The sequence below is a fragment of the Mesorhizobium sp. M0207 genome (assembly GCF_040321995.1).
In the GTDB taxonomy this organism is placed as follows: Bacteria; Pseudomonadota; Alphaproteobacteria; order Rhizobiales; family Rhizobiaceae; genus Mesorhizobium.
This window is the reverse complement of record NZ_JAMYSQ010000042.1, coordinates 1-26,350: the sequence shown is the minus strand read 5'-3', so window position 1 is coordinate 26,350 and position 26,350 is coordinate 1. Positions and strand designations below refer to the sequence as shown.

Below are 26,350 nucleotides of genomic sequence, written 5' to 3'. Positions count from 1 at the left end.
ATGCGAACCATAAGGGAGGAAAAAATGACACTCTTCAGAAGCAACGGCGATCGCGTACCGAGCGCCATCGAAGCAATGGCCAGCGAGGCGCGCGCCGGTCGCGTCGACCGGCGGGAGTTTCTGGCCCTGGCAAGCGCTTTCGGCGCATCAACGGCCCTTGCCTACGGCATGATTGGACTTGCCGTGCCGGAGCGGGCTTTGGCTGAAGAGCCGAAGAAAGGCGGAACGCTGCACGTTTCGATGTCGGTGAAGGCGCAAAAGGACACGCGCACCTACGACTGGGTGGAACTTGCGAACATTTCACGCTGCTGGCTCGAGCCGCTTGTCCGCTACACTCGCCAGTTCACATTCGAGCCGGTTCTGCTCGAAGGCTGGGAGGTCAACGACGACGCCACCGAATACGTGCTGCATGTGCGCAAGGGCATCGCCTGGAACAACGGCGATGCTTTCAACGCCGATGACGTAGCCTACAATCTGACGCGCTGGTGCGAGAAGGCTGCCGCCGGCAATTCGATGGCCGCGCGCGTCGGTGCGCTGATCGATGCAAAGACCGGCAAGGCCAGGGAAGGGGCGATCACCAAGGTCGACGACAACACGGTGAAGCTGAAGCTGAACGAACCGGACATCTCGCTGATCCCGAACTTCACCGACTATCCGGCGCTGGTGGTCCATCGCAACTTCGACGCCGACGGCGCCAATCCGATTGAGAAGCCGATTGGCACCGGGCCGTTCGAACTGGTGTCTTATGCGGTCGGCCAGAAAGCGGTCGTCAAGCGTCGTGAGAATGGCAAATGGTGGGGCGGTGAAGCGCTTCTCGACGGCGTCGAATTCATCGACTACGGAACCGATTTCAACGCCTCGATAAATGCATTCGACTCCGGCGAAATCGACCTCAACTTCGAGACGCCGGCCGACTTCATAGACATCCTCGACAAGATGGGGCTGGTCAAATCGGAGGTCGCGACAGCGACCACGCTCGTCGCCCGGACCAACATCACGAACAAGCCCTATGACGACAAGCGGGTTCGCAACGCCCTCCAGATGGCCGTCGACAACAAAGCGGTGCTCGAACTTGGCTACGCCGGGCGAGGCACTGTTGGTGAAAACCACCACGTCAGCCCGATTCATCCGGAATACTACGCGCTGCCCAAGAAGACACGCGACGCCGCGGGCGCCAGGAAGCTTATGGCCGATGCCGGGCAGGACGACTTCGAGCATGAACTGATCACCGTCGAGGACGATTGGCAAAAGAACACCGGCGACGCTATTGCCGGCCAGTTGCGCGATGCCGGGATCAAGGTGAAGCGCACCGTGCTGCCGGGGTCGACCTTCTGGAACGACTGGACGAAATACCCCTATTCGATGACCATCTGGTACATGCGCCCGCTTGGCGTACAGGTGTTGGCGCTCGGCTATCGCACCGGCGAGGCCTGGAACGAAACCGGCTACTCGAACCCTGATTTCGACGCCAAGCTCAAGCAGGCTCTTTCGCTCATCGACGTGGAAAAGCGCCGCGAGGTCATGAAGGACATCGAGCAGATCCTGCAGGATTCGGGCGTCATCATTCAGCCGTTTTGGCAGAAGCTGTTCAGCCACATGAATGAGAAGGTGAAGAACTACGGTGTCCACCAAACCTTCGAGATGGATCTCCAGGATGTCTGGCTGAACGCCTGAGTTGCCAGCAGACGAGACGTTGCAGGATTTCATGGACCGCAAGAAAGCCGACGGGCAAGATGCGTGGTACTGATAGCTTCCGTCAGTGAACAATCGGGGACACCCATGAAACTGCCACTTTTTGTTGCCGCGCTTTCGATGGCCGTGCCGGCGGCCGCGTTTGCCGGCCCTGCTGCCAACGCCGTGAAGTTCTTTTATGTCCCGTCGGTCAAATTCGAGGCCGATGCGCAATATCGCGACCGCTTCACCGCACCGGTGACGAAACTGTTCGAACTGAACGACAATGCCGCAAAGAACCATCCGGATGAAGTTCCCTGCATCGACTTCGCCCCTGGTCTCGATGCGCAGGACTATGACGAGAAGACCGTGGCCAAGACGCTGACGCTGGCCGAAACGCTGGATGGCGACAGCGCCGAGGTGACGGCGACGTTCAACCTTTTTCCGGAAGGCGATGGTTCCAAACGCGAAATGGTCTGGTCGTTGAAGAAGATCGACGGCCAGTGGAAGGTCGCCGACATTACCTCGAAGACCAGCGGCTGGACCCTGAGTGCGCTCGAATGCCTGGCCGGACAGTCGCCGGAGTGATGCCGTGCTTCGCTGCCGTCCCTGGATTTTGGCGACTGCGTGCCTGCTGGCCGGATTGAGCAGCGCCGCCGCTCAGGGCCTATTCGGCGCGCCGCCCGCAAACGCGCCGGCCGACAGTGCGGCACCTCCGCCGGCAGTTTTGCCGCCGGCAGAAAACGCGCCGGCCGCACCCGTGCAGCCGGGCTCGCCGACCGCGGTAGTGAAGCCGTTCTACGAGCATGCCGGGCTCGAGGTCGATCCGGCTCAGCGGGGCCATTTCACCGACCCGGCAAAGTCGGTGCTGGACAAGAGCGACGCGCTGCGGAAGTCGGGGCAGGGCGAGTGCCTCGATCCCAACATGGCGCTCGACAATTCCGAATACGAAAAGGCGGAGATCGACAAGAGCCTGAAGACCATCGAAGCGATCAAGGGCGACGAGGCCAAGGTCGTCGTCGCTTTTGTCGTCTACGGCAATCCGCACCGGCTGGAATGGAAGTTCAAAAAGATCGATGGCGACTGGAAGATATCGGACCTGCTCTCGGTGACCGGCGAATGGGCGCTAAGCCAATACCAGTGTGAGTGAGAACGGAACCGATGAAGATCACCAACATCCGCGTCACCCACGTCAACGTCCCGCTCGATGCTCCGTTCTGGTGGACGGCTGGTCTCTACGGCGGCGCCTCGAAATCGATCATCGAGGTCGAGACGGACGAAGGCGTGGTCGGACTGGGCGAGGCGCCATGGTGGCATTTCGGCGAGGTGATCAAGGCCGAGATCGCGCCGGCGCTGATTGGCGCCGATCCGCTCGACATCGCCGACTGCGAGGCGCGCTGCGTGCCGCCCTGGCAGATTACCGCCAACACCGGCGAGAATGCAGCCACGGTGGCGTTCGGCGCCGTCGAACTGGCGCTGTGGGATATAAGAGGCAAGGTCTTCGGCATGCCGCTCTACAAGCTGCTCGGCGGCGCGGTGCGCAAGGACATTCCGTTTTCGGAATATTTCGCCTTTCGCCCCGCTCACGGCGGAGCCGGCGGCGAGATGACCGCCGAAGCGATCGTCGACTACTGTCTCGGCATGCGAGAACAGCACGGCTCGACGATTTTCGAGGGCAAGCTGATCATGGGCGATCCCGAGCTCGAGATCAGGACAGTGCGCATGCTGCGCGAGGCGCTTGGCGATAAAGCGCAGATCAAACTCGATTCCAACATGCAGTGGTCGCTGACCACAGCGCGCTGGGTGCTGCGCGAGATCGAGCCGTTCAACATCCGCAACTACGAGGATCCGGTCGCGACCTTCGAGGAGATGGCTGCGCTGCGCCAGCATTCGCGCATTCCGTTCTCGACGCACATCCCGGATCTCAGACGGGCAGTCGCGCTCGGTGCGCCGGATTACTTCGTCTGCAATTTCGCAGCACTCGGCGGATTGTCGAAAACTCTGAAATTCATCGCCGCCTGTGAGGCGATGGGCAAGGGGTTCTGGTGCTATTCGAACGATCTCGGCATCATGACATCGGCTTATCTGCACGTCGTGGCGGCGACACCGTGGATCACCGAGGCGTCGCAGTCGTTGTTTCGCTGGCAGATCGGCGATGTCATCAAGGACGGTCCTTTTCGCCAGACGGGCAATACGGTGCGCGTGCCGGAGGGTGACGGGCTGGGCGTCGAACTCGATCCGGCGGCAATGAAACGCTGGTCAGCGCACTTTGCCGAACACGGGCCGATGCACCATTTCAGCGACCCGAACAGCCCCAGCCGCTACCGGCGGCTGCCGCTCAACTGATGCGAAGTGCACGTGACCGATCGATGAGAAGAGGTCCTGTCGTGGTTGCTTTATTCGCGGCGGTTTGCGTCCTGGCCTGCGCTGTCACCTGGGAGGCAGGAAGCCACGCGGTGGCCCGCGTGCCTCAGCAAAGCTTCACGCTGCCTGTGGGGTTACCGGTGGAGCGCATCGTTCTGAAGCGGGAGGGCGCGCCCGACCTTGCCGGTTGGGTGGCGGATCGGCAGGACAGTTGCGGAACAATCGTGCTGTTACACGGACGTGGTTCAAACAAGCTGGCCATGGTTCCAAGAGCGAAGCTGCTTTTCGAAAGCGGCTACTCGATCGTGCTGTTCGATCTGTCGGGACATGGCGAAAGCGGCGGCGATATCAGAGGCTTTGGTTACATCGAACGGCAGGACGCCAGCCGCATCCTCGCCTTTGCGCGGCAACGCTTCGCCGGTCGCAAGGTGGCGGCCATCGGCTCGTCGCTCGGTGCGGCTGCTTTTGTATTTGGCGCTCAGCAGGAGCATGCCGACGCCTATGTCCTGGAGCAGCTCTACGCGACTTTGCTGGAAACCACGGCGTTGCGAGCGCCCTTGCCTATGTTGCGCGACGTACAGGCGACCATCCTCTTGGCGCAGATGCAGCTCCGCCTTGGCTTCGGGGTAGATGATGTCAGGCCGGTCGATCGCATCGGCGCGATTGATCGGCCGATATTGCTGCTAGCAGGCAATTCGGATCCGTTTGTCGCTCGCAGCCAGACACTGGCGTTGAAAGATGCGGCAGGCGCTGACGCAAAGCTGGTCTGGTTCGACGGCGCGCGGCATGTTGATCTCTATCGCTATGACCAACAGCGGTACCGCGACGCGGTGATGCCTTTCCTGGAGACCAACCTGTGCCGGACCGGGATCAGGTGAGCCGCTCCGTCCGATCAGCCGCGCCCGCGATAGGGGGCGACGCCGGTGTCGGGCAGCCACACACCTTCCGGCGGCGCGCCGGTTTGCCAGAACACGTCGATCGGAATGCCACCGCGCGGATACCAGTAGCCGCCGATGCGCAACCACAATGGCTTGGTCGCGGCGATGATGCGGCGGCCGATCATGACGGTGCATTCTTCGTGGAAGGCGCCATGGTTGCGAAACGAGGTCATGAACAGCTTGAGCGACTTCGATTCCACCAGCAGCGCATCGGGTGCGTAGTCGATGACGATATGGGCGAAGTCCGGCTGGCCGGTGACCGGGCAGAGCGAAGTGAATTCCGGGCAGGTGAAGCGAACGATGGCCGGCGGGCCGTCGCCGCGCGAAAACGGCACGGTTTCCAGGACTGCCGCTTCAGGGCTCTGTGGCGCCTCGACGTTGGTGCCGAGCTGGGTGAGGTTTTTCGTATCGGTCATGAGCAGGTTCCTTGCTGCATGTCGCCCAAAACTGCGCAGCGATTTTGGGACAGCGACATGCGTAAAAACAAAATTTGCCGCTCATTAGCACAATTTGAAACAGCAGGAAGACGATGACCAGCAACGACCCGCTCCTCCAGCCCTATCAGCTCAAGCATCTGATGCTGAAGAACCGGGTGATGTCGACCAGCCATGAGCCGGCCTATTCCGAGGACGGCATGCCGAAGGAACGCTACCGGCTCTACCATGCCGAAAAGGCCAAGGGCGGCATGGCGCTGACCATGACCGCCGGTTCGGCGATCGTCTCGCGCGACAGCCCGGCCGCTTTTGGCAATCTGCATGTCTATGACGACCGCATCGTGCCGTGGCTCGCCGAGCTTACCGATGCCTGCCACGAGCACGATTGCAAGGTGATGATACAGATCACCCATCTCGGCCGCCGCACCGGTTGGAACAAGGCCGACTGGCTGCCCGTGCTGTCGGCTTCGCCGGTGCGCGAACCGGCCCATCGCGCCTTTCCCAAGACTATCGAGGACTGGGATATCGAGCGCATCGTAGCCGACTATGCGGCGGCCGCGCAGCGCTGCCAGGCTGCCGGCCTCGACGGCATCGAGTTCGAAGCCTACGGCCATCTGATGGACGGTTTCTGGTCGCCGGCCACCAACCAGCGCGACGACGATTTCGGCGGCTCGCTCGACAACCGGCTGCGCTTCACCGGAATGGTGCTCGACGCGGTGCGTGCCGCGGTCGGCGAAAAGTTCGTCGTCGGCATCCGCATGGTCGCCGACGAGGATTTCGAGAAAGGCCTGTCGAAACAGGAGGGCGTCGAAATCGCCAGGCGGCTGGCCGGCTCCGGCAAGGTCGATTTCCTCAACATCATCCGTGGCTCGATCGAGACCGATGCGGCGCTGACCAAGGTCATCCCGGTGACCGGCATGCGGTCGTCGCCGCATCTCGACTTTGCCGGCGAGATCAGGGCAGCGACGAAATTCCCGACCTTCCATGCGGCGCGGATTTCCGACGTCGCCACCGCGCGTCACGCCATCGCCACCGGCAAGCTGGACATGGTCGGCATGACGCGCGCCCACATTGCCGACCCGCATATCGTCAAAAAAGTGATGGAGGGCCGCGAGCACGAGATCCGCCCTTGCGTCGGCGCCACCTATTGCCTCGACCGCATCTATGAGGGCGGCGAGGCGCTGTGCATCCACAATGCGGCGACGGGCCGCGAGGCTGATATCCCCCATATTATTCCGAAAACCGAGGGACCGAAGCGGAAGGTGGTCGTCGTCGGTGCCGGCGCCGGCGGGCTGGAGGCGGCGCGCGTCGCCGCCGAGCGCGGGCACCAGGTGACGGTGCTGGAAGCATCGAGCCAGGCCGGCGGCCAGGTGCGGCTGGCAACGCAAAACCCGCGCCGCAAGGAATTGATCGGCATCATCGACTGGCGCCTGGCCGAACTCGACCGGCTGGGCGTCGAGATCCGCTACGACAAATGGGCGGAGACGGACGACGTGCTGGCGCTGTCGCCGGACGTGGTGGTGGTCGCCACCGGCGGCCTGCCGCAGAACCCGCCTCTGACGGCGGGCGACGATCTCGTCACCTCGAGCTGGGACATCATGGCCGGCAGCGTCAAGCCGGCCGAGAACGTGCTGCTCTATGACGACAATGGCGGCCATCAGGGCATGGGTGCCGCCGAACTGATCGCCAATAGCGGCGCCAGGCTGGAGCTGGTTTCACCAGAGCGCTTCTTCGCCCCGGAAATGGGCGGCATGAATCATGTGCCCTACATGCGCGCCTTCCAGGAAAAGGGTGTCACGGTGACCATCAACACACGGCTACGTTCTGTGCGGCGTGAAGGCAACCAGCTGATCGCCGAGCTCGCCTCCGACTTCGCCGATGGCTGGCGCGGCGAGCGGCGGGTCGACCAGGTGGTGGTCGAGCACGGCACGCTGCCGCTCGACGATCTCTACCTGGCGCTGAAGCCGCTGTCGAAGAACGCCGGCGCGATCGATTACGAAAAACTGATCAATGGCGGCGACATCTTTCCTGCGCGCAATCCGCAAGGCGGTTTCGTCGTCTTTCGCATCGGCGACGCGGTAGCTTCACGCAATATCCACGCTGCGATCTATGACGGCATCAGGTTCGGCTTGCGAATCTGAGGAATATTTTGGATTGATTGGTGGCGCGCAGCCGAACCTCCGTACGGAGAGCCACCACGGTACGTCGGTCCGGTCTGCGCGCCGCGCACGCCGCCGGCCATCGCCGGGCACCGTACGATCTTGCGATTGCGGCAGGACGTTCAAAACATCCTGGCGGTGGCCATGCAGAACACGGTGATGACCAGCAGGCCGCCGGCGATGCGTTCGCCCTTTGTCATCTTGGCGCGCAACTGGGTTTGCTTCGCCGCATCAGCGCCGGCCAACTGCCTGCTGGCGGAACCCACCAGCGCGCCCTGAACCCCGGCGGCGATTAACGCCGTCAAGATGCCGAGCGCCAAGACCTTCTCCATCGAGCCGAAAGAGCCGTTGTGGAAGAAATACCACAGCAGCAAGCCGGTGAGGAAAACCACGCCGGCTGCGCCCATTTGCGGCCGGAAGAAACGTTCCGCCCTGATCTCCGGTTCGCGCGCAACCGCGATAGTGGTGCCGGCCCAGAACACACCCGCCATGACGTGAAGGCCGAGGACGATGATGTAGACATATTGCATGACCGCATTTCCTCTCTTGCCCACCGTCAGGCATATTGATAGATATCAAATGATTAGATGTCAACGCATAAGCTCGAGCCGGTTCCATAGGCTTTGCCCTTGTTCTAGTGTCGGATCATGACGCCCTTTGACCGCCCGCCGATCGGGATGAATCTCGCGCGCACCGCCAAGCTGGTTGCGCAGGCTTTCGACGCTGCCTTGGTCGAGGCAGGCGGCACGCTGCCGGTCTGGGTCACGTTGCTGTCGGTCAAGTCGCGGGAGCTGGCCAATCAACGCGAGCTCGCCGGCATGATCGGCATCCGGGGCGCAACGCTGACCCACCACCTCAACGCTATGGAGACGCAAGGCCTGCTGATGCGCCGCCGCGATCCCGAGAACCGCCGGGTTCACCAGGTGGAGCTGACCCAAGCCGGAGAAGCGCTGTTCCTGAAATTGCGCACCGCCGCGTTAGCCTTCGACAAGCGGCTGCGGAAAGGACTGTCCGACGACAGGCTGGCAGAGTTTGCACAGGTGCTGGCCGCGTTGCGGGCCAATGTCAGTTGATACCGATTGGACCGCAACCCTTGTTCCAAGCCGTCTGCAATGTTATATGACCATGGTAGTCATATGCGAGGGTGGCAACATGCGCGAAATTCAGTTGAAAGACGCCAAGGCGACGCTTTCGGCAGTCGTCGATCAGGCAATTGCAGGAGAGCCTGCCATTATCACACGCCACGGTCGGAAGCAGGCCGTCATCCTGTCGTTCGAAGATTATCAGCGGCTGTCTCGGGTGCCGAGCTTCGGGCGGCTGCTGGCGGCTTTTCCCGGGGACAAGGACGACATTCCGCCTCGTTCCCGTAAGCCGGCTCGCAAGGTTGCGTTGTAGCGCGGCGACCAGCCCTGATGTTTCTGCTGGACACCAACATCATCTCGGCAATGGCTCCAGCCAGGAAGGTTGATCGGGCGGCGCTGATGGCATGGCTCGATATGGCGAGCGAATACCTGTTCCTATCCGTTGTGACTGCGTCCGAAATCGCGGCGGGGATAGCGAAGGCGGAGCGCGACGGCGCGACCACAAAGGCCGCGCTGCTACGCGACTGGTGGCAGGCAGTCGAGCACCTTTACGGGGCAAGGATTCTGCCCTTCGATTTGCGAGCCGCGCATGCCGCGGGTTCTATTCTTGATCGCGCAAGGGCTCATCGACCGGGATTTGAAGATATAGCGATTGCTGCTACGGCCGAGGTTCACGGCCTGGTGATACTGACGGATAACGAGCGTCATTTCGCACCACTTGGGGTGCCGATGCTCAATCCGCTGAGAAACCTGCCGCCATTGCAGTAGTTCCGACTTTCCTACGCCCGGCAGCCCTGCAGCACTGTCAGCCTGGCCTTCTTGGGCGTTCGCGCCACCAGCCATTCGCGCACGCTGTCCGGCGGCATCGGGAAAGCGATGGAATAGCCTTGCACCTGGTCGCAGCCGATCGCCATCAGCGAGTCGAGCTCGGCTTCGGTTTCGGCGCCCTCGGCGACGATCGAGATGCCGAGACCGCGGGCGAGCTCGGTGAGGGCACGCACGATCTTGGTGTTGCCGCTGTTCTCGTTGATGTTCTGGACGAAACGGCGGTCGATCTTGAGCCGATCGATCTCGTTTGGATTGACATGGCTGAGCGATGCGTAGCCGGTGCCGAAATCATCGAGCTCAAGATGGATGCCGGCGGCGCGAATGTGCCGCAGCTTTGCCGCGATACCGGTCTTCTCATCGTCGAGAATGACGGATTCGACGATCTCCAGTGATAGTTTGTGCGCTGGCAGGCCAGCCCTCTCCAGCATGTCGAACAGGAAGACTTCGAAATCTGTCTCGCGCAGCTCCGAGCCGGATACATTGACGGCGATCCGTCCGAAGGCGATGCCTGCGCGGTTCCATTCGGCTGCTTCGTTGATCGCCTTGGCAATGACGATGCGGCCGATCTCGGACATCAAGCCGCATTTTTCCGCGATCGGAATGAACTCGCCCGGCGCGATCATGCCGCGCTCGGCGTGTCTCCAGCGAACCAGAGCCTCGATGCCGCTGATGGCGCCGTTCGACACCGACACCTGCGGCTGGAAATAGACTTCGAACGCCTTCTCGGAGATTGCGGTCCTGATGTCGAGCTCGAGCTGCTTGCGATAATCGAGTTCGCGTCTCAGCTCCTCGGAGAAGAACGACAAGCTGCCGCCGCCCTGCTTCTTGGCGGAATACAGCGCCAGATCGGCATGGACGAGCAGGTCCTGAGCATTGTCGGCATCGATCGGGTAGACCGCAATCCCGGCACTTACGCCCGGATGGATCGTCGTTCCCCGGAAAATGATCGGCTCATTGAGTTTGGCCAGCATGCGCCTGGCGACGATATCGATGTCCTCGGTGCTGCCGGCGTCGTTGAGGACCACAACGAATTCGTCGCCGCCGAGACGCACGTTGAGATCCGACGTACGGCACGAATCACGCATGCGCTGCGCAGCCGCCACCAGCACATAATCGCCGGCGGCGTGGCCGAACGTGTCGTTGATCTGCTTGAACCGGTCGAGATCGAACTGCACCACGGCAACCCGTTCACGCCGTCGCTGCGCAGCATTGATCAGCGTATCGAAATGCTCGGTCAAGAAGGTGCGGTTGTGCAGGCCGGTCAGCCCGTCGTGCACGGCGATAAAGGCCATGGAATTGCGCGCATCGACCAGCTCGCGCGTCCTGCGCAGGATGGCATTCGACATTGGCCTGAAAATGAAAAGCGCCACCAGCACGATGACGCCGATGGTCGAGTAGAACAATGTGCGGTTAAGATCGAGAAGTGTTTCGGATCGCTGGTCTGCAAAGGCGCTGATGCGCTGGCCAAGTGCGGCATAGCCCGACAATGTTGCGTTGGCAACGGAAGCGTTCAGGTTGACGCGCTCCTCTCCGCCCTTGTAGCCACCATTGCCGGCCATGTTGAGCCGCGATTCGAATGACGAGATCAGGCGTTCGCCGTTGGCGATAAGCCCGACCGAGAAATAGTCGAGATGGTACGGCTTGGCGAAAAGTACGCTCTCGATCGATCTCGGATCGAACCTTGCCGGCGACGCCGGATCGGCGGCGGTCCGTTCGAGCAGCAGATCGTAGTTCTCCTCGAACTCCACCGTCGCTTGCTTGAGCGCGCTAACCAGGGCCGGCTGCTGGTCGCGTGAGGCGGTACCGGTGGCGCCGGCAAGGAAGACGATGCGCTGCGATAGGGCTTTTTGTGTGCTGACCACATCGAGCAGTGCCTGGTTGTGCTGCTGGGCCGCCATCATCTGCTGCAGCAGGATGAAGGAGGCCACGACCATGGCGGCGATGATCAGCAGAGCCAGCCAGTAGCCGGATTTGATCAGGAGTATGAGCCTGCCCGAAACGGCGTGCACCGGCTGCTGTGACATTTTCTGAGGCGGCCCTCTCGCCAACGAATTCTTGTGCGACAACCTTTGGCTTCAAAGTGTTAACAGGTTTGGGACGGCAGCATGCCGGCGGCGGCGACCGTGGCGAGAAATCCGCAAAGTGGTTATTGCAATCTTTCGCGGCGCCTCCGCATTTGAACATCGTGGCCTCTGCCGTGCCATTGCCGCCACCGAAGCGGTCGCTTTTGCGATGGATTTTTCGTCCGCGCGGCGCGACAGTCCTCATCGATCTCAACAGGGCCTGATCATGACCGAAGCATTCCTTTCCCACATCGACAGCGAGCTTGAAGGACTGAAATCGGCCGGCCTTTACAAATCCGAACGGGTGATAACCTCGACCCAATCGGCCGAGATCGAGGTCGGCGGCGAGAAGGTGCTGAATTTCTGCGCCAACAATTATCTCGGCCTCGCCGACAGCGCCGAACTGCGCGAGGTGGCCAAGCAGGCGCTCGACCGGTACGGCTACGGCATGGCATCGGTGCGCTTCATCTGCGGCACGCAGGAAGAACACAAACAGCTCGAGGCGACCATTTCTGACTTCCTCGGCATGGAGGACACCATCCTCTACGGCTCCTGCTTCGACGCCAATGGCGGCCTGTTCGAGACGCTGCTCGGCGAGGAGGATGCGGTCATCTCCGATGCGCTGAACCACGCCTCGATCATCGACGGGGTACGGCTGTCGAAGGCAAAGCGCTTCCGCTACGCCAACAACGACATGGCCGATCTGGAAGCGCGGTTGAAAGAGGCGCGCGACTGTCGGTTCCGGCTGATCGCCACCGACGGCGTGTTCTCGATGGATGGCATCATCGCCAATCTGAAAGGCGTCTGCGACCTCGCCGACAAATACGATGCGATGGTCATGGTCGACGACAGCCATGCCGTTGGCTTCGTCGGCAGGAACGGCCGTGGCTCGGCCGAACATTGCGGCGTCGAGGGCAGGGTGGACATCATCACCGGTACGCTGGGCAAGGCATTGGGTGGCGCGTCCGGCGGCTACACGTCGGGCAGGAAGCAGGTGGTCGACTGGCTGCGCCAGCGCTCGCGCCCCTATCTGTTTTCCAACACGCTGATGCCGGCGATCGCTGGCGCTTCGATCCGGGTTTTCGAGATGATCCGCAATGGCGATGCGTTGCGCCAGCGCCTATATGCCAATGCGGCGCGGTTTCGCTCCGAGATGGGCAAGCTCGGTTTTACTCTGGCCGGCGCCGACCATCCGATCATCCCGGTGATGCTGGGCGACGCGACGCTGGCGCAGGAAGTGGCGGCGCGGATGCTGAAGCGCGGCATCTATGTCATCGGCTTCTCGTTCCCGGTGGTGCCGAAGGGCCAGGCGCGCATCCGCACGCAGATGTCGGCCGCCCATTCCGGCGCCGACATCGAACGCGCGGTTGAGGCGTTCGCCGCAGTCGGTCGCGAACTCGGCGTGATTTCCTGAGCGGCCGGATCAAGAGATTCAAGCGACTAAGGTTCTGGGGACAAAAGAATGTCGAACATGATGAAGGCGCTGGTCAAGGCCAAGGCCGAGCCGGGCATCTGGATGGAAGAAGTGCCGGTGCCGGAAATCGGTCCGAACGACGTGCTGATCAAGATCAGGAAGACGGCGATCTGCGGCACCGACGTACACATCTACAATTGGGACAAGTGGGCGCAAAAGACCGTGCCGGTGCCGATGGTAACCGGTCACGAGTTTGTCGGCACCGTCGCCGATTTCGGCACGGCGGTGACCGAGTACAAACTCGGCCAGCGGGTTTCCGGAGAAGGCCATATCGTCTGCGGCCATTGCCGCAACTGCCGGGCGGGCAGGGGGCATCTGTGCCGCAACACGCTCGGCGTCGGCGTCAACCGGCCGGGCGCCTTTGGCGAATACCTTGCGATCCCGCAGCACAATGTCGTGCCCATCCCCGACGATGTGCCGGACGAGATCGCGGCAATCTTCGATCCTTTGGGCAATGCGGTTCACACCGCATTGTCCTTTGATCTCGTCGGCGAGGACGTGCTGGTCACCGGCGCCGGGCCGATCGGCATCATGGGTGCACTGGTGGCGCAGTGCGTTGGCGCGCGAAAAGTGGTCATCACCGACATCAACCCGGTGCGCCTGGCACTGGCGAAAAAGCTCGGCGTCCAGCATGTCGTCGATGCGTCGAAGGAAAAGCTGCGCGACGTGATGCCGGCGCTCGGCATGACCGAGGGTTTTGACGTCGGCCTTGAAATGTCGGGCGCCGCACCTGCCTTCCGCGACATGATCGACACCATGAACAATGGCGGCAAGATCGCCATTCTCGGCATCGCGCCGACCGGCTTCGAGATCGACTGGAACAAGGTCATCTTCAAGATGCTGCATCTGAAAGGCATCTACGGCCGCGAGATGTTCGAGACCTGGTACAAGATGATCGCGCTGGTGCAGGGTCCTCTCGACGTCAGCGGCCTGATCACCCACCGCATCGGCATCGACGACTATATTTCCGGCTTCGAAGCGATGAAGAGCGGCAATTCCGGCAAGGTGGTGATGGATTGGTGAGGCATATAGCGGTGCAAGATGGCGGATAGTGAGCACGGTCGCATCATTGCCTCGCAGGCAAAGATCGGACTGAAGCCCGCCGGATTTCAACGCAAAGGGAAGTCTCGAATCTGGATCGCCGATCGCGGCTTCTGGCTAAGTGTAGTCGAGTTCCAGCCCAGCTCTTGGTCCAAAGGCACTTACCTTAACGTAGCAGTCCACTGGCTCTGGGGTTCGCTCCCTGAAACAGTAACCTTCGATCGTCCTCAGCGCATTGGACAGTTCGTTCCGTTCGAGAGCCCGGCACAGTTTCTGCTCGCGGTTGATCAAATGGCCAAGAAGGCCGTCGAAATCGATCGGGTTCACCGATCAATGTTCCCTTCCGTGCAGGCGACAGCGACAATCCTCGTGAATGAATTGCAGCCGGGCGCCTACGGCGAGTGGGCGGCCTTCCACGCCGGGGTGGCGGCCGGTTTGGCTGGTGATTTTGAAACGGCAAGGCGGCTGTTTGAAAGCGCTCAGAGACATGCGGCTTCGCAGGCGCAGCTTCTCTTGGGCTACATCGATGATCCGATAGCATTTCGAAGCCGTGTCAGAGGCTTCATTGTAGCCGAACGCGCCTACTACGGTCTAGGAGCGTTACCTGCCGCAATAGCGATCTGATTTCTACGACGGTCAAACCCATGGAGGATTTCAACCCACTGTGAGTTTTGCCTCCAGCGCCGCTACCCCACTGACAATCGCCGCCCGCTCTTCCGCACCAAGCCTCTCCAGCAGCTCCCGCTCGAACTCCTTCGCCAGCGGCACCATTTCGCGATAGGCGGCAAGCCCCGCTTTGGTCAGCGTCAGATGCTCGACGCGACGGTCTTTCTCGTCTGGCGTGCGGGTCAGCCAGCGGCGCCGCTCGAGTTCGGCGACCGCGCGCGAAACCTTGGTCTTGTGCATGGCCGATTGCTCGCCGAGCGCCGTCGCCGTCATCGTGCCGTGCTGTCCAAGTCCCGCAAGCGTGCGCCATTCGGGCCGGGTCAGGCCGTGGCGGTCCTTGTATATCCTTGAGAATTCGCGGCTGACGGCATCGGCAAGCCGATAGAGCCGGTAAGGCAGGAAGGATTCCAGCTCGAGAATTTCCATGGTTGGCCCTGACTGGGCATGCTGGCGGCTCATGCCGAAATCACCGTTGATGGTTACATTTTCAATGGTTACAAATGAAACCGGTATGGTCAACTCGGAGCATCTTTGCGGATGCGCAAACGATGCTCCGAGACCATGAATTCGGGAGGATTCCATGGCCTATTCCTACATGCCGGGTTTCGGCAACGACTTCGAGACCGAGACTCTGCCGGGCTCGTTGCCGCAAGGGCGAAACTCGCCGCAGCGGCCGGCCTACGGCCTCTATGCCGAGCAGCTTTCGGGCTCTCCTTTCACCGCGCCGCGCGGCACCAATGAGCGCTCCTGGCTTTATCGGATAAGGCCGAGCGTCAGGCACACCGGTCGCTTCAAAGCGGCGAATTATCCGCTTTGGAAAAGCGCGCCGAACGTCGGCGACCATCAGCTCGCACTCGGCCAGTATCGCTGGAGCCCCGTGCCGATGCCGAAGGAACCGACCGATTTCATCGCCGGCATGCGCTCGATCACCACCGCCGGCGACGTGCTCGGCCAGACCGGCATGGCGGCACACGTCTATGTCGCCAATCGCTCGATGGTCGACGATCATTTCTTCAACGCCGACGGCGAGTTGCTGGTCGTGCCCCAGGCTGGAGCCTTGCGCTTCGTCACCGAGATGGGTGTTATCGAACTCAGGCCGGGCGAGATTGCCGTGCTGCCGCGCGGCCTGGTGTTCAAGGTCGAACTGGTCGATCCGCAAGTGCGCGGCTATGTCTGCGAAAATTACGGCGCCAAGCTGACGCTGCCGGATCGCGGCCCGATCGGCGCCAATTGCCTGGCCAATCCGCGCGATTTCAAGACGCCCTGCGCCTGGTTCGAGGACAAGGACACGCCCTGTCGGCTGATCGCGAAATGGTGTGGCCAGTTCCATGTCACCGAAATCGACCATTCGCCGCTGGATGTGGTGGCGTGGCACGGCAATTATTCGCCCTACAAATATGATCTTGCGACCTTTTCGCCGGTCGGCGCAATCCTGTTCGACCACCCCGATCCGTCGATCTTCACCGTGCTGACCGCGCCGAGCGGCGAGGAAGGCACCGCCAATATCGATTTCGTCATCTTCCCGCCGCGCTGGCTTGTGGCGGAAAACACTTTCCGCCCGCCCTGGTATCACCGCAACATCATGAGCGAGTTCATGGGCCTGATTCATGGTCAGTACGATGCCAAGGAAGAGGGCTTCGTGCCCGGCGGCATCAGCCTGCACAACATGATGCTGGCTCACGGACCCGATGCGTCTGGCTTCGAAAAAGCCTCGCGAGCGGAGCTGAAACCGGTCAAGCTCGACAACACCATGGCCTTCATGTTCGAGACACGCTTTCCGCAGATGGTGACCCGCTATGGCGCCGAGCTCGAAACCCGGCAGGACAATTACATCGACTGCTGGGCCGGCCTGAAGAAGCGCTTCAACGGCACGCCAGAGGGCGACTGGTCTTGAGCGCCGTCGCGTGACGGATCGTCTGGTGCTTCTGGGTTCGAAGGGTGGCCCGGCGCTGCGACCCGGCGGCCCGTGGCCGAGTTCGTCGCTGCTGGAGATTGGCGGCCGCACCATCGTCGTCGATTGCGGGCTGGGCGTAACGCGCGGGCTGACCGATGCCGGCATCAGCCTGAAGGCGCTCGACCTGATCTTCATCACGCATTTGCACTCCGACCATGTTCTGGAACTCGGACCTCTCATCCACACCGCCTGGACCGCCGGCCTGGCGGCGCCCGTCACTTTGTTCGGCCCGCCCGGCATCGGCCATTATTGGCAGCGCTTTTGCCAGGCGATGGAGTTCGACATCGAGATCCGCATCGCCGATGAAGGCAGGCCGGATCTCCGCGACCTGGTCTCGATCGTCGAATTTGGTGAAGGCCAGGTGGCCGAAGAGCGCGGTCTCAAAATATCGGCGCTGCGTGTCGACCACCCGCCGGTGACGGACTGCTTTGCGCTGCGCTTCGATCATGCGGGGCAAGGCATCGTCTTTTCGTCGGATACGGCGTTCTTTCCGCCATTGGCGGATTTCGCCGAGGGCGCCGACATTCTGGTCCACGAGGCCATGCTGGAAGAAGGCATCGAGCGGCTGGTCGCGAAGACCGGCAACGGCGCAAGGCTGAGGGAACACCTGCTTGCCAGCCATAGCTTTGCCGAAGAGGCGGGCCGCATTGCTAGTGATGCCAAAGTCAAAAGGCTAGTCGTCAACCACCTCATTCCGGCCGACGATCCCGAGATCGGCGAGGCCGACTGGATTGCCGCCGTCAGGAAAACATGGGCCGGCGACTTGACGATCGCCCGCGACGGCCTTGTTGTGGGGCTTGGGGAGTGAAGATGGCCAACGACAAGCTTTCGGAAGAGGTGCGAAAATCCGAGGAGACATCCTGGGCGCAGCTCTCCTTGTTTCTCGACAGGGTGGAAGACCTGCCGTCTTTCGTCCGGTTCCTCGATGCGCTGCGAAACGACCGTGAGGACGCCGACCGTAAGGAGGCGTTGCGGTCGGCAGGACCTGACATCAGCTGGAATGGCTGGGAAAACAATTCGTTAGCCACTTTTCTTGAGTCGGCTGTCGCTTGGGCCGTCACCTGGAGCAAAGACAGTCGGCGCGGCGACCCGGCGTTTCTAGCGGATGAAAATCCTTGGAAAGCCGCGGCCAGAATTATCTATGCCGGCAAATACTACGAATAAACGCATAGGGAGGACGCATGAAGCTTGCCACATTGAAGGACGGGACGCGCGATGGAAAGCTCGTCGTCGTCTCGCGCGACCTGACGCGGTTTACCGACGCTTCGTTCCTGGTGCGGACGCTGCAGGCCGCACTCGACGACTGGCATCGCATCGCGCCGCATCTCGCTGCCATGGCCGAATCGCTTGAGAATAATGCGGTGCCGTCTGTCCGCTTTCACGAGCATGACGCCCATTCGCCGCTGCCGCGCGCCTATCAATGGGCCGACGGCTCGGCCTATGTGAACCATGTCGAGCTGGTGCGAAAGGCGCGCGGCGTCGAGATGCCGCCAAGCTTCTGGACCGACCCGCTGATCTACCAGGGCGGCTCAGACTCCTTTCTCGCACCGCGCGACCCGATCCGGATGGCCGACGAGGCCTTGGGCATCGATATGGAAGGAGAGGTCGCCGTCATCGTCGACGATGTGTCGATAGGCGCAAGCCTCGATGAGGCGCGGGCGGCGATCCGGCTCGTCATGCTGGTCAACGATGTAACGCTGCGCGGCCTGACCGGACCCGAGCTCGCCAAGGGGTTCGGCTTCTACCAGTCGAAACCGTCATCGGCCTTTTCGCCGGTTGCGGTGACGCCGGACGAGCTGGGCGATGCCTGGGACGGCGGCAAGGTCAGCCTGCCGCTGCTGGTCGATCTCAACGGCAAACCGTTCGGCCGGGCGAACGCCGGCATCGACATGACCTTCGACTTTCCGGCGCTGATTGTTCACGCCGCAAAAACGCGGCCGCTGGCCGCCGGCACCATTATCGGTTCGGGCACCGTCTCCAACAAGCTCGACGGCGGGCCGGGCAAGCCTGTCTCGGCGGGCGGTGCCGGCTATTCCTGCGTCGCCGAGCTGCGTATGATCGAGACCATCGAAACCGGCGGACCGAAAACGCCGTTCCTGCGCTTTGGTGATAGCGTGCGCATCGAGATGAAGGACAGGGGCGGGCATTCGATCTTCGGCGCCATCGAGCAGAAGGTCGAGAAGTACGAGGGGGCAAGAGAATGACGGGCGAGACATTCTATCTGCTGTGCGGTGTCTGGGCCCTTGTCATGCTGGCGATCTTCATCCTGGCGATCCGGCTGAGCTATCGCATCGAGGCGCGCTCGCCCGGCCTGACCAACCGCAGCGGCTTTCCGCGCAAGGCGATGATGTTCCACACCGTCACCAACACGAATGTCGCGCTGGACCAGGAAACGCAAGCCATGCGGCGGCGCATGATCGGGCTGCTGCTGACTGTTTTGGCTGGGTTTGCGCTTCTATGGGCGGGTGTGTCGCTATTCCGGGTCGCGCCGTGAAGTCATGGACCTGCTGAACCATTTCCGGCGCATGGCAGCCAACAATCTGTGGTCCAACGACCGGCTCTACCGCGCCGTGCTGCAGCTTGAGCCCGGCGAATTCGAAGCCGAACGGACGAGCTTCTTTCCGTCGATCAAGGCAACGCTGAACCACATCCTGGCGGTCGATCACCTCTATCTCGATTTTCTCGAAGAGGGCGGCGTCGGCGCCGCCGCCCATGACGATTTTGTGCCGTTCAATGATGCCAAGGCGCTTTTTGTTGCACAGGCGGAGGCCGATCGGCGGCTGATCGCCTTTTGCGGCCGCCTGTCGGCGGACGATCTCGAGCGCCGCGTTCTCACCGACCGGCGCGAGGACGGCATGATACCGGAACGGATCGGTGACCTGCTCGCCCATCTCTTCATCCACGACATCCATCATCGCGGCCAGGTGCACGCGATGCTATCCGGCACCTCGGTGAAACCGCCGCAACTCGACGAGTTCTTGCTCGGCTATGATCTGAAACTCAGGAAAGCGGAGGTTGAGCGGCTGGGCTTGCGAGACCAACTGCTTGGATAATCATGCCAAAGCCACATCGTAACGAGCGAAATGCGGGTCGGATGTCAGGATGGTGAGGTTCTCCACTTGCGCCTGCGCAATCAGAAGTCTGTCGAACGGATCACCATGGTGGTGGGGTAGGCCGCCGACGGCGTTCGCGTGCTGGAAGGTTACGGCGAGCGGCTGAAATTGCATCCTTGGAAGCAGCGCTGGCAGATCGTCCGGCGCATTAAGTTTTCTGATCGAACGTTTGATGGCAATTTCCCAGACGCTTGCCGCGCTCGCGAACACCACCGCTTCCGAAGCCAGAATGACGCGGTGGTGCTCGCTAAGACGTCGATCGTCCGAAATCGACCAGAGGATGATGTGTGTGTCGGCGAGAAACGGGCCGACCGTCATTTCACGTACTCATCCCACTCGGGACCGAGTTCATCAAAATCGTCCGCAATCCGGATCTTGCCCTTCAACGCGCCTATACGCGGCAGGGGTTCGGCCACTGCCGGAGGTACGATACGCGCCGCCGCCTTGCCGTGGCGTGTGAGCACGATCTCCTCGCCGGCTTCCGCGCGGCTGACGAGTTCCGACAATTTGGCCTTGGCTTCGGCAATTGAAACATTCATGGTCAGACCTCTTATGACCAGAATTTAGGTCATAATTGATCAAACCACAAGGCACCTCGGCCGAGTTGGCTACGCTGCCTTGCCGTCCACCTTCAGCACGCCGCGCTTGATCTGGTCCTGCTCGATCGATTCGAACAAGGCGCGGAAATTGCCCTCGCCAAAGCCTTCGTCGCCCTTCCTCTGGATGAACTCGAAGAAGATCGGGCCGATCACTGTCCTGGAAAAGATCTGCAGCAGGATCTTGGTCGTGCCGCCGTCGACGACGCCTTCGCCGTCGATCAGGATACCGTGCTTCTTCATGCGCTCGATCGGCTCTTCATGGCCGTTCACGCGGGCATAAGACATGTCGTAATAGGTCTCCGGCGGGCCCGGCATGAACTTCAGGCCGTTGGCGGCGAGCCTGTCGGTGCCGCCGTAGATGTCGTCGGTGCCGACGGCGATGTGCTGGATGCCCTCGCCATTATACTTCTTCAGATATTCGGCGATCTGGCTGGTCTCGTCCTTGGACTCGTTGAGCGGAATGCGGATCTTGCCGCAGGGCGAGGTGATGGCGCGGCTGACCAGGCCGGTGATCTTGCCGTCGATGTCGAAGAAATGGATCTGTTTGAAGCCGAACAGGTCGCGATAGAAATCCCACCATTTGTCCATCTGGCCGCGATAGACATTGTGGGTGAGGTGGTCGAGGTAATAGAAGCCGACGCCTTCCGGCTTCGGGTCACGCTCGCCCAGCCAGTCGAACTCGGCATCATAGGCCGAGCCCTTCTCGCCGTAGGTTTCGATGAAATAGAGCAGAGACCCGCCGATACCGACGATCGCCGGCACATCGAGCGTCTTGTCGTTGCCTTCATAGGGCGTCGCGCCCTTGGCCACCGCGTGATCGAAGGCATGCCTTGCATCGACCACCCGCCACGCCATCGAGGCGGCGCAAGGGCCGTGCTTGTCGACGAATTTCATGGCATGCGAGCCGGGTTCGGCATTGACGACATAGTTGATGTCGCCCTGCCGCCAGACGGTGATGTCCTTGCTGCGGTGCTTGGCCACCGGCACATAGCCCATGCGGGTGAACAACTCGGCGAGCTTTTCCGGCTTGGCATGCGCGAATTCGACGAACTCGAAGCCGTCGGTACCGGCGGGATTGGTTTTGCTGATCGTGGCGGGCGGTGCGTCGTGCGGGAAGGGACCCATGGCAGTGTCCTCCAAAGCTGTTGTTGGCCGGGAAAAGCCATCTCAACACAATGATAACGCGGACGCGGTGCATGGTGCTTGCATTCAAACGCTTGAAATGATCAGATAATGCGTGAATTGTGCATATGTTTGGAAAAATCCATGGATGAGGCGCGCATCGACCAGTTTGACCGCAAGATAATGGCTCTATTGCAGGGCGATGCACGGCTGACCAACAACGATCTGTCGGAACGGGTGAACCTGTCCGCGTCGCAGTGCTCGCGTCGTCGCCAGCGGCTGGAGGAGGACGGCTATATCAAGGGTTACCGGGCGGTGCTCGACCGCGACAAGCTCGGTTTTTCCCTGGTCAATGTCATCTCGGTGACGCTCGCCACCCACAACCGCGACAATGCGCGGCGCTTCGGCGAATTGGTGGCGCGGCTGCCGCAAGTGCAGGAAGCGCACGCGCTGACCGGCGAGATGGATTATATATTGAAAGTGGTGACGCCCGATCTCAAATCATTGTCGGAGTTCGTCAACGGCGTGCTGCTGCCGCACGAATCGGTGCAGCACGTGAAGACGGCGATCGTGCTTGAGACATTGAAGGAAACCGGCGCGCTGCCGATTTAGCCCAGACGGCTTTTCGTTAGATATGGCGGAGGGGGGTATGAAGGATCGCCACAGTGCGGAACTTGACTTCCTCCGCTCGGAACGTGAGGCCTCTCACCCCTTCGACTGCTTGATCAGCCCATAGAGATTGGTGCAGCGGGCGCCGGAGCGGCAATAGGCGAAGACCGGGCTTTCGAGTTCGTCAAGCGCCTCGGCCTGGTCTTCGACATTCTCGGCCGTGATCTGGCCGCTGATGACAGGGATGTAGCGGAAGGCGAGCCCGGCGCCCTCGACCGCCGCTTTGACGGTGTCGGCCGATGGCTGGCCGGGCTGCTCGTCGTCCGGCCGGTTGCAGATCACGCTCTTGAAGCCGGCGGCCTTGATGGTCGCGACATCCTCGGGCTGGATCTGGCCCGAGACCGAATAGTCCTCGCTGATCTGACGGTATTCCATGGCAGTGTCCTCACAATCTGGCTAGCGGCAGTCTTGCCACTCCCGGACCCGGTCGGCAACAGCCATTAGATAGAAATCCGGCCGGGCAATTTCAGCCCGACCGGATGGAGTGACTCGACAGCTCAGCTGCCGAGGATCGCGCCTTTGATCTGGGCGATGTTGTTGTGCATCAGGTCGATATAGGTCGCGGCCGGGCCGTCGGGCTGCGACAACGCATCGGAATAGAGCGTGCCGCCCACCTTGATGCCGGTCTCGCTGGCGATCTGCTCGATCAGCCGCGGGTTGGTGATGTTCTCGACGAAGATCGCCGCCGCCTTGTCCTGCTTCACCTGGCTGACCAGCTTGGCGACGTCGGCGGCGGAGGGCTCCGACTCGGTCGACACGCCTTCCGGGGCCAGGAACGTCAAGCCGTAGGCCTGCTCGAAATAGCCGAAGGCGTCATGCGAGGTGATGACGACGCGCTTCTCCTGCGGGATCGACTGGATCGCCGCCTGCACTTCGCCCTCAAGCGCCTCGAGCTTTTGCGTATAAGCGGCTGCATTGGCCTTGTAGCTGTCGCAACCCGCAGCGTCGGCCGTGCAAAAGGCGTCGGCGATGTTCTTCACATAGATCTTGGCATTGGCGATCGACTGGAAGGCATGCGGATCGGTGACCGTCTTGCCGCCATCGGTTTCCGCGCCTTCGGCGGCATCGGCCTCGGCGAATTCGGGTTTGAAATTGATCGGCGTGACCCCCTTGGTCAGCACGGCAATCGAAGCCTTGGTGGCGCTGGCGTCGACCAGGCGCTGCAGAAAACCTTCGAAATGCAGGCCGTTGACCAGCACGATGTCGGCCTTGGCCATCGTCACAGCATCGGCGGGGCTCGGCTCGTAGACGTGGGCGTCGCCGTCCGGCCCGACGATGGTGGTCAGATCGATGCGGTCGCCGCCGACATTCTTGGCGAAATCGGCGATGATCGTGAAGCTGGCGACCACTTTCAACGGCTCTGCGAAGGCCGAAGATGCGCCAAAGGCGGTTAATGTTATAACGCTCACGGCCAAAGCGGCGCGGATCGATTTCAGCATGGACAGTTTCTCCTTGTTGGGATCAGGCAGTTCTGTGGCGGTGATGGACGATGCGGGCGCGCAGGATGCCGCGCGTGCCGAACAGGATCGAGGCGAAATAGACGACGCCGGCGGACAGGATGATGGCCGGGCCGGAGGGCAATGACGCATGGTAGGACAACAGCAGCCCGGCAATGCAGGAGGCAAAGCCGATTACTGTGGCCAGCACGCACATCGGCTCGACGCGCGAGGTCCAGAAGCGGGCCGCCGCTGCCGGCAGCATCATCAGTCCGACCGACAGCAAGGTGCCGAGCGCCTGGAAGCCGCCGACGAGGTTGAGCACGACGAGGCCGAGAAAGATGAAATGCACCGGGCTGCCCATCCGGCTGACCGAGCGCAGGAACAAAGGGTCGAGGCATTCGGCGACCAGCGCCCGCCAGAAGGTGGCGAGGCTGACCAGCGTCACCACGACGATGCCGCCGATCAGCGTCAGCGCCTCGTTGTTGAGCGCCAGCACGGTGCCGAACAGCACATGCATGAGATCGACGCTGGAGCCGCGGATCGACACCATGAGCACGCCGATGGCCAGCGAAATCAGGTAGAAGGCCGCCATCGAGGCGTCCTCGCGCTGGATGGTGAAGCGCGAGACGGCGCCGGCGCCGAGCGCCACGATGATGCCGGCGATCAGTCCGCCGATCGTCATCGGCAGGATCTCCAGGCCATAGAACAGGAAGCCGGCGGCGGCACCCGGCAGGATGGCATGCGCCATGGCATCGCCGGACAGGCTCATGCGCCGCAGCATCAGGAACACGCCGACCGGGCAGGCGCCGAGCGACAGCATCATCGAACCGGCAAGCGCCCGCTGCATGAAGGCGTAGTCGGCGAAAGGAGCGACGAACAGACCGTAAAGCACCTCCATCATGCTGCCCTCGGCCCGGAGCCGTGATAATGCTCGTGGTCATGGCTGTGCTCGTGGCCACCGTGCTCGTGATCATGCTCGCCGGGCTCACACCATGGCGCGTTGTCCTCCCAGGCTTCGTGGAAGCGGCGCGCGCGCAACAGATTCTCAGGCCGCAGCGTCTCTTTGGTCTCGCCCCAGGCGATCGGCTGGCGCGCCAGGAGCAGTGTTTCGGGGAAATTCTGCCGCACCAGATCGAGATCGTGGACCACAACCATGATCGTGCGTTCCTCGCCGTGCCAGCGCTTGATCAGCGCGATCAGGTCGCCGACCGTCTTGGCATCGACGGCGTTGAACGGCTCGTCGAGCAGGATGAGCTCGGCATCCTGCAACAGCACGCGGGCAAACAGCGTGCGCTGCAGCTGGCCGCCCGACAGTGTGTCGATCGGGCGCTTCTCGAAGCCACCGAGGCCGACGGCCATCAGCGCCTTGCTGACCGAGTCGCGGTCTTCCCTCGTATAACGGCCGAGCATGCCGCGCCGCGGCCACAGGCCAAGCGAAACCAGGTCGACGACCCGGGCCGGAAAGGAGCGGTCGAGCTCCGATTGCTGCGGCAGATAGGCGGCGCGTACGCCGGGCGCCCGGATCACCGCGCCGGCCATCGGCTTCAGGACGCCGACAATGCCCTTCATCAGCGTCGACTTGCCGGAGCCGTTGGCGCCGACGACCGCCGTCAGCGATCCCTTGCGGATCGTACCATTGAGGTGGTGGACCGCAGGATGGCTATTGTAGCCCAGCGTCAGGTCGCGGAAGGTCAGGCAGGTTTGGCTCATGTGACGATCCATGGGGCGATGATCGGTGCTGCAGGGGCGGATTCGATATGTGATGTTATTACATTAGTCAACAAGCCAATCGGGCGGAATTGCGGCCGGGCCGTCTTGTTGTGTGCTTTGGCTTGGCTCAAGAAGTTCCGCTCGAGCGGCCTTGCCCCCGGCGAACCCGGCCCCTAAACAGGCGCAGCGACAAGAGGAGAAGGAATATCCAATGAGCATTCGTCGTATCGATGTAGGCCCGCGCATGAGCCAGATCGTCATCCACGGCAACACCGTCTATCTGGCCGGTCAGGTCGGCAAGCCGGGCGGAAACGTCGGTGCCCAGACCAGGGACATTCTGGCGGCGATCGACGAATTGCTGGCCAAGGCCGGCACCGACAAGACCAAGATCCTGCAGGCGATCATCTGGCTGGCCGACATGAGCACCTTTGCCGAGATGAACGCGGAGTGGGACAAATGGGTACCGCAAGGCAACACGCCGGCCCGCGCCACCGGCGAAGCCAAGCTTGCCGGACCGGAATATCTGGTCGAGATTATTGTTACCGCGGCGATTTGAGGCGCGGCTCCTAACCCTCCCCCCTCAAGGGGAGGGTCGGCGAGTAGTCGGAGCGAAGCGGAGACTGCGAGACTGGGTGGGGTCGGCGAGGTTGCACCGACCCCAACCCGCGTCACAAATGCCGCCATGCGGCAATTTGCTCCGCGACCCTCCCCTTGAGGGGCAGCGCCATCGCAGGTGGAGAGCCGAGGCTTTCGCTCTACGATGTACCCCCACCCCTAACCCCTCCCCACAAGGGGGAGGGAGACTTCCGTTGGCGCTGACCTCGGCAAATTTGCCTGCCTTTCGGCGCCAAAAGGGGAAGTAAGGGCATGCGGCAGCGTTCCCTCCCCCTTGTGGAGGGCTTTGCATGAAGGGTGTGCTTCACCTGATTGGCCTACTGGGCGTCTTTTGAAGGCGTCTAAGGCCTCGCCCTGTCGCCCTGGCGCGGCATCGACCGGCATCATTGGCCCGATCGGCTCGATTTTG

The 26,350-nt window shown here is 61.9% G+C and carries 31 protein-coding genes; 20 read left to right on the top strand and 11 right to left on the bottom strand.

All coding sequences use genetic code 11. The annotated features are described in order from the left end of the window. Positions 1-24 precede the first annotated feature (24 nt). From NKJ15_RS31415 to NKJ15_RS31395, 5 genes are all read left to right on the top strand, one after another. Positions 25-1,674, top strand: coding sequence for an ABC transporter substrate-binding protein (locus tag NKJ15_RS31415; RefSeq protein WP_352747024.1), 1,650 nt, complete (start codon positions 25-27; stop codon positions 1,672-1,674). 105 nt (positions 1,675-1,779) lie between these two features. Then, positions 1,780-2,259: a DUF3828 domain-containing protein gene (locus NKJ15_RS31410; protein WP_352542343.1), complete on the top strand. Its 480-nt coding sequence runs from the start codon at positions 1,780-1,782 to the stop codon at positions 2,257-2,259. A 4-nt stretch (positions 2,260-2,263) separates the two neighbouring features. Further along, positions 2,264-2,821 (top strand): hypothetical protein, encoded by a 558-nt coding sequence (locus NKJ15_RS31405; protein WP_352542344.1) that lies wholly within the window; start codon positions 2,264-2,266, stop codon positions 2,819-2,821. An 11-nt stretch (positions 2,822-2,832) separates the two neighbouring features. Beyond that, positions 2,833-4,017 carry a mandelate racemase/muconate lactonizing enzyme family protein gene (locus tag NKJ15_RS31400; protein ID WP_352542345.1) on the top strand — a complete coding sequence of 395 codons (1,185 nt, stop codon included), beginning with the start codon at positions 2,833-2,835 and terminating at the stop codon, positions 4,015-4,017. A 110-nt stretch (positions 4,018-4,127) separates the two neighbouring features. Continuing rightward, positions 4,128-4,913 carry an alpha/beta hydrolase gene (locus tag NKJ15_RS31395; protein WP_352617767.1) on the top strand — a complete coding sequence of 262 codons (786 nt, stop codon included), beginning with the start codon at positions 4,128-4,130 and terminating at the stop codon, positions 4,911-4,913. 14 nt (positions 4,914-4,927) lie between these two features. Here the strand turns inward: NKJ15_RS31395 and queF are convergent, their stop codons facing one another. Next, positions 4,928-5,389 (bottom strand): preQ(1) synthase, encoded by a 462-nt coding sequence (gene queF / locus NKJ15_RS31390; RefSeq protein ID WP_023674394.1) that lies wholly within the window; start codon positions 5,387-5,389, stop codon positions 4,928-4,930. 113 nt (positions 5,390-5,502) lie between these two features. On the opposite strand from queF, the gene NKJ15_RS31385 reads away from it, so the two are divergent. Further along, complete coding sequence (locus tag NKJ15_RS31385; RefSeq protein WP_352473628.1) at positions 5,503-7,548, top strand: oxidoreductase; 2,046 nt, start codon at positions 5,503-5,505, stop codon at positions 7,546-7,548. 140 nt (positions 7,549-7,688) lie between these two features. Here the strand turns inward: NKJ15_RS31385 and NKJ15_RS31380 are convergent, their stop codons facing one another. Further along, positions 7,689-8,096 (bottom strand): hypothetical protein, encoded by a 408-nt coding sequence (locus tag NKJ15_RS31380; RefSeq protein WP_023674396.1) that lies wholly within the window; start codon positions 8,094-8,096, stop codon positions 7,689-7,691. A gap of 117 nt (positions 8,097-8,213) precedes the next feature. Here NKJ15_RS31380 and NKJ15_RS31375 point away from each other — a divergent pair, with 117 nt between their 5' ends. The 3 genes from NKJ15_RS31375 (at position 8,214) to NKJ15_RS31365 (ending at position 9,416) form a co-directional block, all read left to right on the top strand. Next, positions 8,214-8,639 carry a MarR family winged helix-turn-helix transcriptional regulator gene (locus tag NKJ15_RS31375; protein ID WP_352542347.1) on the top strand — a complete coding sequence of 142 codons (426 nt, stop codon included), beginning with the start codon at positions 8,214-8,216 and terminating at the stop codon, positions 8,637-8,639. Between the two features lie 79 nt (positions 8,640-8,718). Then, the gene (locus tag NKJ15_RS31370; protein ID WP_352542390.1) at positions 8,719-8,961 is read left to right on the top strand and encodes a type II toxin-antitoxin system Phd/YefM family antitoxin; all 243 of its coding nucleotides are present in this window, start codon (positions 8,719-8,721) and stop codon (positions 8,959-8,961) included. 17 nt (positions 8,962-8,978) lie between these two features. Beyond that, positions 8,979-9,416 carry a type II toxin-antitoxin system VapC family toxin gene (locus NKJ15_RS31365; RefSeq protein WP_352473630.1) on the top strand — a complete coding sequence of 146 codons (438 nt, stop codon included), beginning with the start codon at positions 8,979-8,981 and terminating at the stop codon, positions 9,414-9,416. Positions 9,417-9,427: 11 nt separating this feature from the next. On the opposite strand, the gene NKJ15_RS31360 is transcribed toward NKJ15_RS31365, so the two are convergent. Next, a complete protein-coding gene (locus tag NKJ15_RS31360; protein ID WP_352819571.1) occupies positions 9,428-11,500 on the bottom strand; it encodes a putative bifunctional diguanylate cyclase/phosphodiesterase in 2,073 nt (690 codons plus the stop codon). Between the two features lie 265 nt (positions 11,501-11,765). Here NKJ15_RS31360 and NKJ15_RS31355 point away from each other — a divergent pair, with 265 nt between their 5' ends. Genes NKJ15_RS31355 through NKJ15_RS31345 form a run of 3 tightly spaced genes read left to right on the top strand, consistent with a single transcriptional unit; the run spans position 11,766 to position 14,678 of the window. After that, positions 11,766-12,953, top strand: coding sequence for a glycine C-acetyltransferase (locus tag NKJ15_RS31355; RefSeq protein ID WP_352617758.1), 1,188 nt, complete (start codon positions 11,766-11,768; stop codon positions 12,951-12,953). A gap of 48 nt (positions 12,954-13,001) precedes the next feature. Beyond that, positions 13,002-14,036 carry an L-threonine 3-dehydrogenase gene (tdh, locus tag NKJ15_RS31350; protein ID WP_352473633.1) on the top strand — a complete coding sequence of 345 codons (1,035 nt, stop codon included), beginning with the start codon at positions 13,002-13,004 and terminating at the stop codon, positions 14,034-14,036. 18 nt (positions 14,037-14,054) lie between these two features. Continuing rightward, positions 14,055-14,678 carry a DUF4304 domain-containing protein gene (locus NKJ15_RS31345; protein WP_352473634.1) on the top strand — a complete coding sequence of 208 codons (624 nt, stop codon included), beginning with the start codon at positions 14,055-14,057 and terminating at the stop codon, positions 14,676-14,678. Between the two features lie 30 nt (positions 14,679-14,708). Here NKJ15_RS31345 and NKJ15_RS31340 read toward each other — a convergent pair whose 3' ends face one another. Then, positions 14,709-15,146 carry a MarR family winged helix-turn-helix transcriptional regulator gene (locus tag NKJ15_RS31340; RefSeq protein ID WP_352473669.1) on the bottom strand — a complete coding sequence of 146 codons (438 nt, stop codon included), beginning with the start codon at positions 15,144-15,146 and terminating at the stop codon, positions 14,709-14,711. Positions 15,147-15,300: 154 nt separating this feature from the next. On the opposite strand from NKJ15_RS31340, the gene hmgA reads away from it, so the two are divergent. Genes hmgA through NKJ15_RS31310 form a run of 6 tightly spaced genes read left to right on the top strand, consistent with a single transcriptional unit; the run spans position 15,301 to position 19,727 of the window. Beyond that, positions 15,301-16,614, top strand: coding sequence for a homogentisate 1,2-dioxygenase (gene hmgA, locus NKJ15_RS31335; RefSeq protein ID WP_352542350.1), 1,314 nt, complete (start codon positions 15,301-15,303; stop codon positions 16,612-16,614). A gap of 10 nt (positions 16,615-16,624) precedes the next feature. Continuing rightward, positions 16,625-17,482, top strand: a complete 858-nt coding sequence (locus NKJ15_RS31330; protein WP_352617754.1) for an MBL fold metallo-hydrolase — start codon at positions 16,625-16,627, stop codon at positions 17,480-17,482. Between the two features lie 2 nt (positions 17,483-17,484). Continuing rightward, positions 17,485-17,838, top strand: a complete 354-nt coding sequence (locus NKJ15_RS31325) for a DUF7660 family protein (protein ID WP_352542352.1) — start codon at positions 17,485-17,487, stop codon at positions 17,836-17,838. A gap of 17 nt (positions 17,839-17,855) precedes the next feature. Next, positions 17,856-18,878, top strand: coding sequence for a fumarylacetoacetate hydrolase family protein (locus NKJ15_RS31320; RefSeq protein WP_352542353.1), 1,023 nt, complete (start codon positions 17,856-17,858; stop codon positions 18,876-18,878). Continuing rightward, on the top strand, positions 18,875-19,168 hold the full coding sequence (locus NKJ15_RS31315) for a hypothetical protein (protein WP_352542354.1): 294 nt from the start codon (positions 18,875-18,877) through the stop codon (positions 19,166-19,168). Before NKJ15_RS31320 ends, NKJ15_RS31315 begins: the two co-directional genes overlap by 4 nt. 4 nt (positions 19,169-19,172) lie before the next feature. Continuing rightward, complete coding sequence (locus NKJ15_RS31310) at positions 19,173-19,727, top strand: DinB family protein (RefSeq protein WP_352542355.1); 555 nt, start codon at positions 19,173-19,175, stop codon at positions 19,725-19,727. On the opposite strand, the gene NKJ15_RS31305 is transcribed toward NKJ15_RS31310, so the two are convergent. From NKJ15_RS31305 to hppD, 3 genes are all read right to left on the bottom strand, one after another. Further along, positions 19,728-20,105, bottom strand: coding sequence for a type II toxin-antitoxin system VapC family toxin (locus NKJ15_RS31305; RefSeq protein ID WP_352542356.1), 378 nt, complete (start codon positions 20,103-20,105; stop codon positions 19,728-19,730). Further along, positions 20,102-20,326, bottom strand: a complete 225-nt coding sequence (locus NKJ15_RS31300) for a type II toxin-antitoxin system Phd/YefM family antitoxin (protein ID WP_352542357.1) — start codon at positions 20,324-20,326, stop codon at positions 20,102-20,104. Before NKJ15_RS31300 ends, NKJ15_RS31305 begins: the two co-directional genes overlap by 4 nt. 69 nt (positions 20,327-20,395) lie before the next feature. Continuing rightward, a complete protein-coding gene (hppD, locus tag NKJ15_RS31295) occupies positions 20,396-21,511 on the bottom strand; it encodes a 4-hydroxyphenylpyruvate dioxygenase (protein WP_352542358.1) in 1,116 nt (371 codons plus the stop codon). A gap of 141 nt (positions 21,512-21,652) precedes the next feature. Between hppD and NKJ15_RS31290 the strand changes: the two genes are divergently transcribed. Next, complete coding sequence (locus NKJ15_RS31290) at positions 21,653-22,120, top strand: Lrp/AsnC family transcriptional regulator (protein WP_023674409.1); 468 nt, start codon at positions 21,653-21,655, stop codon at positions 22,118-22,120. Positions 22,121-22,213: 93 nt separating this feature from the next. On the opposite strand, the gene NKJ15_RS31285 is transcribed toward NKJ15_RS31290, so the two are convergent. The 4 genes from NKJ15_RS31285 to aztA form a co-directional block, all read right to left on the bottom strand. Continuing rightward, positions 22,214-22,552, bottom strand: a complete 339-nt coding sequence (locus NKJ15_RS31285; RefSeq protein WP_352473646.1) for a protein tyrosine phosphatase family protein — start codon at positions 22,550-22,552, stop codon at positions 22,214-22,216. A gap of 122 nt (positions 22,553-22,674) precedes the next feature. Next, complete coding sequence (gene aztC / locus NKJ15_RS31280) at positions 22,675-23,616, bottom strand: zinc ABC transporter substrate-binding protein AztC (protein WP_352473647.1); 942 nt, start codon at positions 23,614-23,616, stop codon at positions 22,675-22,677. Between the two features lie 22 nt (positions 23,617-23,638). Further along, positions 23,639-24,514 carry a zinc ABC transporter permease AztB gene (gene aztB, locus NKJ15_RS31275; RefSeq protein ID WP_352542391.1) on the bottom strand — a complete coding sequence of 292 codons (876 nt, stop codon included), beginning with the start codon at positions 24,512-24,514 and terminating at the stop codon, positions 23,639-23,641. Next, a complete protein-coding gene (aztA, locus tag NKJ15_RS31270) occupies positions 24,514-25,326 on the bottom strand; it encodes a zinc ABC transporter ATP-binding protein AztA (RefSeq protein ID WP_352682126.1) in 813 nt (270 codons plus the stop codon). The genes aztB and aztA overlap by 1 nt, the downstream gene beginning before the upstream one ends. 211 nt (positions 25,327-25,537) lie before the next feature. On the opposite strand from aztA, the gene NKJ15_RS31265 reads away from it, so the two are divergent. After that, positions 25,538-25,882 carry a RidA family protein gene (locus tag NKJ15_RS31265; protein WP_023674415.1) on the top strand — a complete coding sequence of 115 codons (345 nt, stop codon included), beginning with the start codon at positions 25,538-25,540 and terminating at the stop codon, positions 25,880-25,882. Positions 25,883-26,350: the final 468 nt, after the last annotated feature.

Coding starts and splice junctions, on each gene's coding strand:
- NKJ15_RS31415 (WP_352747024.1), top strand. CDS start 25: ATGACACTCTTCAGAAGCAACGGCGATCGCGTACCGAGCGCCATCGAA.
- NKJ15_RS31410 (WP_352542343.1), top strand. CDS start 1,780: ATGAAACTGCCACTTTTTGTTGCCGCGCTTTCGATGGCCGTGCCGGCG.
- NKJ15_RS31400 (WP_352542345.1), top strand. CDS start 2,833: ATGAAGATCACCAACATCCGCGTCACCCACGTCAACGTCCCGCTCGAT.
- queF (WP_023674394.1), bottom strand. CDS start 5,389: ATGACCGATACGAAAAACCTCACCCAGCTCGGCACCAACGTCGAGGCG.
- NKJ15_RS31385 (WP_352473628.1), top strand. CDS start 5,503: ATGACCAGCAACGACCCGCTCCTCCAGCCCTATCAGCTCAAGCATCTG.
- NKJ15_RS31380 (WP_023674396.1), bottom strand. CDS start 8,096: ATGCAATATGTCTACATCATCGTCCTCGGCCTTCACGTCATGGCGGGT.
- NKJ15_RS31375 (WP_352542347.1), top strand. CDS start 8,214: ATGACGCCCTTTGACCGCCCGCCGATCGGGATGAATCTCGCGCGCACC.
- NKJ15_RS31370 (WP_352542390.1), top strand. CDS start 8,719: ATGCGCGAAATTCAGTTGAAAGACGCCAAGGCGACGCTTTCGGCAGTC.
- NKJ15_RS31365 (WP_352473630.1), top strand. CDS start 8,979: ATGTTTCTGCTGGACACCAACATCATCTCGGCAATGGCTCCAGCCAGG.
- NKJ15_RS31360 (WP_352819571.1), bottom strand. CDS start 11,500: ATGTCACAGCAGCCGGTGCACGCCGTTTCGGGCAGGCTCATACTCCTG.
- NKJ15_RS31355 (WP_352617758.1), top strand. CDS start 11,766: ATGACCGAAGCATTCCTTTCCCACATCGACAGCGAGCTTGAAGGACTG.
- tdh (WP_352473633.1), top strand. CDS start 13,002: ATGTCGAACATGATGAAGGCGCTGGTCAAGGCCAAGGCCGAGCCGGGC.
- NKJ15_RS31345 (WP_352473634.1), top strand. CDS start 14,055: ATGGCGGATAGTGAGCACGGTCGCATCATTGCCTCGCAGGCAAAGATC.
- NKJ15_RS31340 (WP_352473669.1), bottom strand. CDS start 15,146: ATGGAAATTCTCGAGCTGGAATCCTTCCTGCCTTACCGGCTCTATCGG.
- hmgA (WP_352542350.1), top strand. CDS start 15,301: ATGGCCTATTCCTACATGCCGGGTTTCGGCAACGACTTCGAGACCGAG.
- NKJ15_RS31325 (WP_352542352.1), top strand. CDS start 17,485: ATGGCCAACGACAAGCTTTCGGAAGAGGTGCGAAAATCCGAGGAGACA.
- NKJ15_RS31320 (WP_352542353.1), top strand. CDS start 17,856: ATGAAGCTTGCCACATTGAAGGACGGGACGCGCGATGGAAAGCTCGTC.
- NKJ15_RS31315 (WP_352542354.1), top strand. CDS start 18,875: ATGACGGGCGAGACATTCTATCTGCTGTGCGGTGTCTGGGCCCTTGTC.
- NKJ15_RS31310 (WP_352542355.1), top strand. CDS start 19,173: ATGGACCTGCTGAACCATTTCCGGCGCATGGCAGCCAACAATCTGTGG.
- NKJ15_RS31305 (WP_352542356.1), bottom strand. CDS start 20,105: ATGACGGTCGGCCCGTTTCTCGCCGACACACACATCATCCTCTGGTCG.
- NKJ15_RS31300 (WP_352542357.1), bottom strand. CDS start 20,326: ATGAATGTTTCAATTGCCGAAGCCAAGGCCAAATTGTCGGAACTCGTC.
- hppD (WP_352542358.1), bottom strand. CDS start 21,511: ATGGGTCCCTTCCCGCACGACGCACCGCCCGCCACGATCAGCAAAACC.
- NKJ15_RS31290 (WP_023674409.1), top strand. CDS start 21,653: ATGGATGAGGCGCGCATCGACCAGTTTGACCGCAAGATAATGGCTCTA.
- NKJ15_RS31285 (WP_352473646.1), bottom strand. CDS start 22,552: ATGGAATACCGTCAGATCAGCGAGGACTATTCGGTCTCGGGCCAGATC.
- aztC (WP_352473647.1), bottom strand. CDS start 23,616: ATGCTGAAATCGATCCGCGCCGCTTTGGCCGTGAGCGTTATAACATTA.
- aztB (WP_352542391.1), bottom strand. CDS start 24,514: ATGGAGGTGCTTTACGGTCTGTTCGTCGCTCCTTTCGCCGACTACGCC.
- aztA (WP_352682126.1), bottom strand. CDS start 25,326: ATGAGCCAAACCTGCCTGACCTTCCGCGACCTGACGCTGGGCTACAAT.
- NKJ15_RS31265 (WP_023674415.1), top strand. CDS start 25,538: ATGAGCATTCGTCGTATCGATGTAGGCCCGCGCATGAGCCAGATCGTC.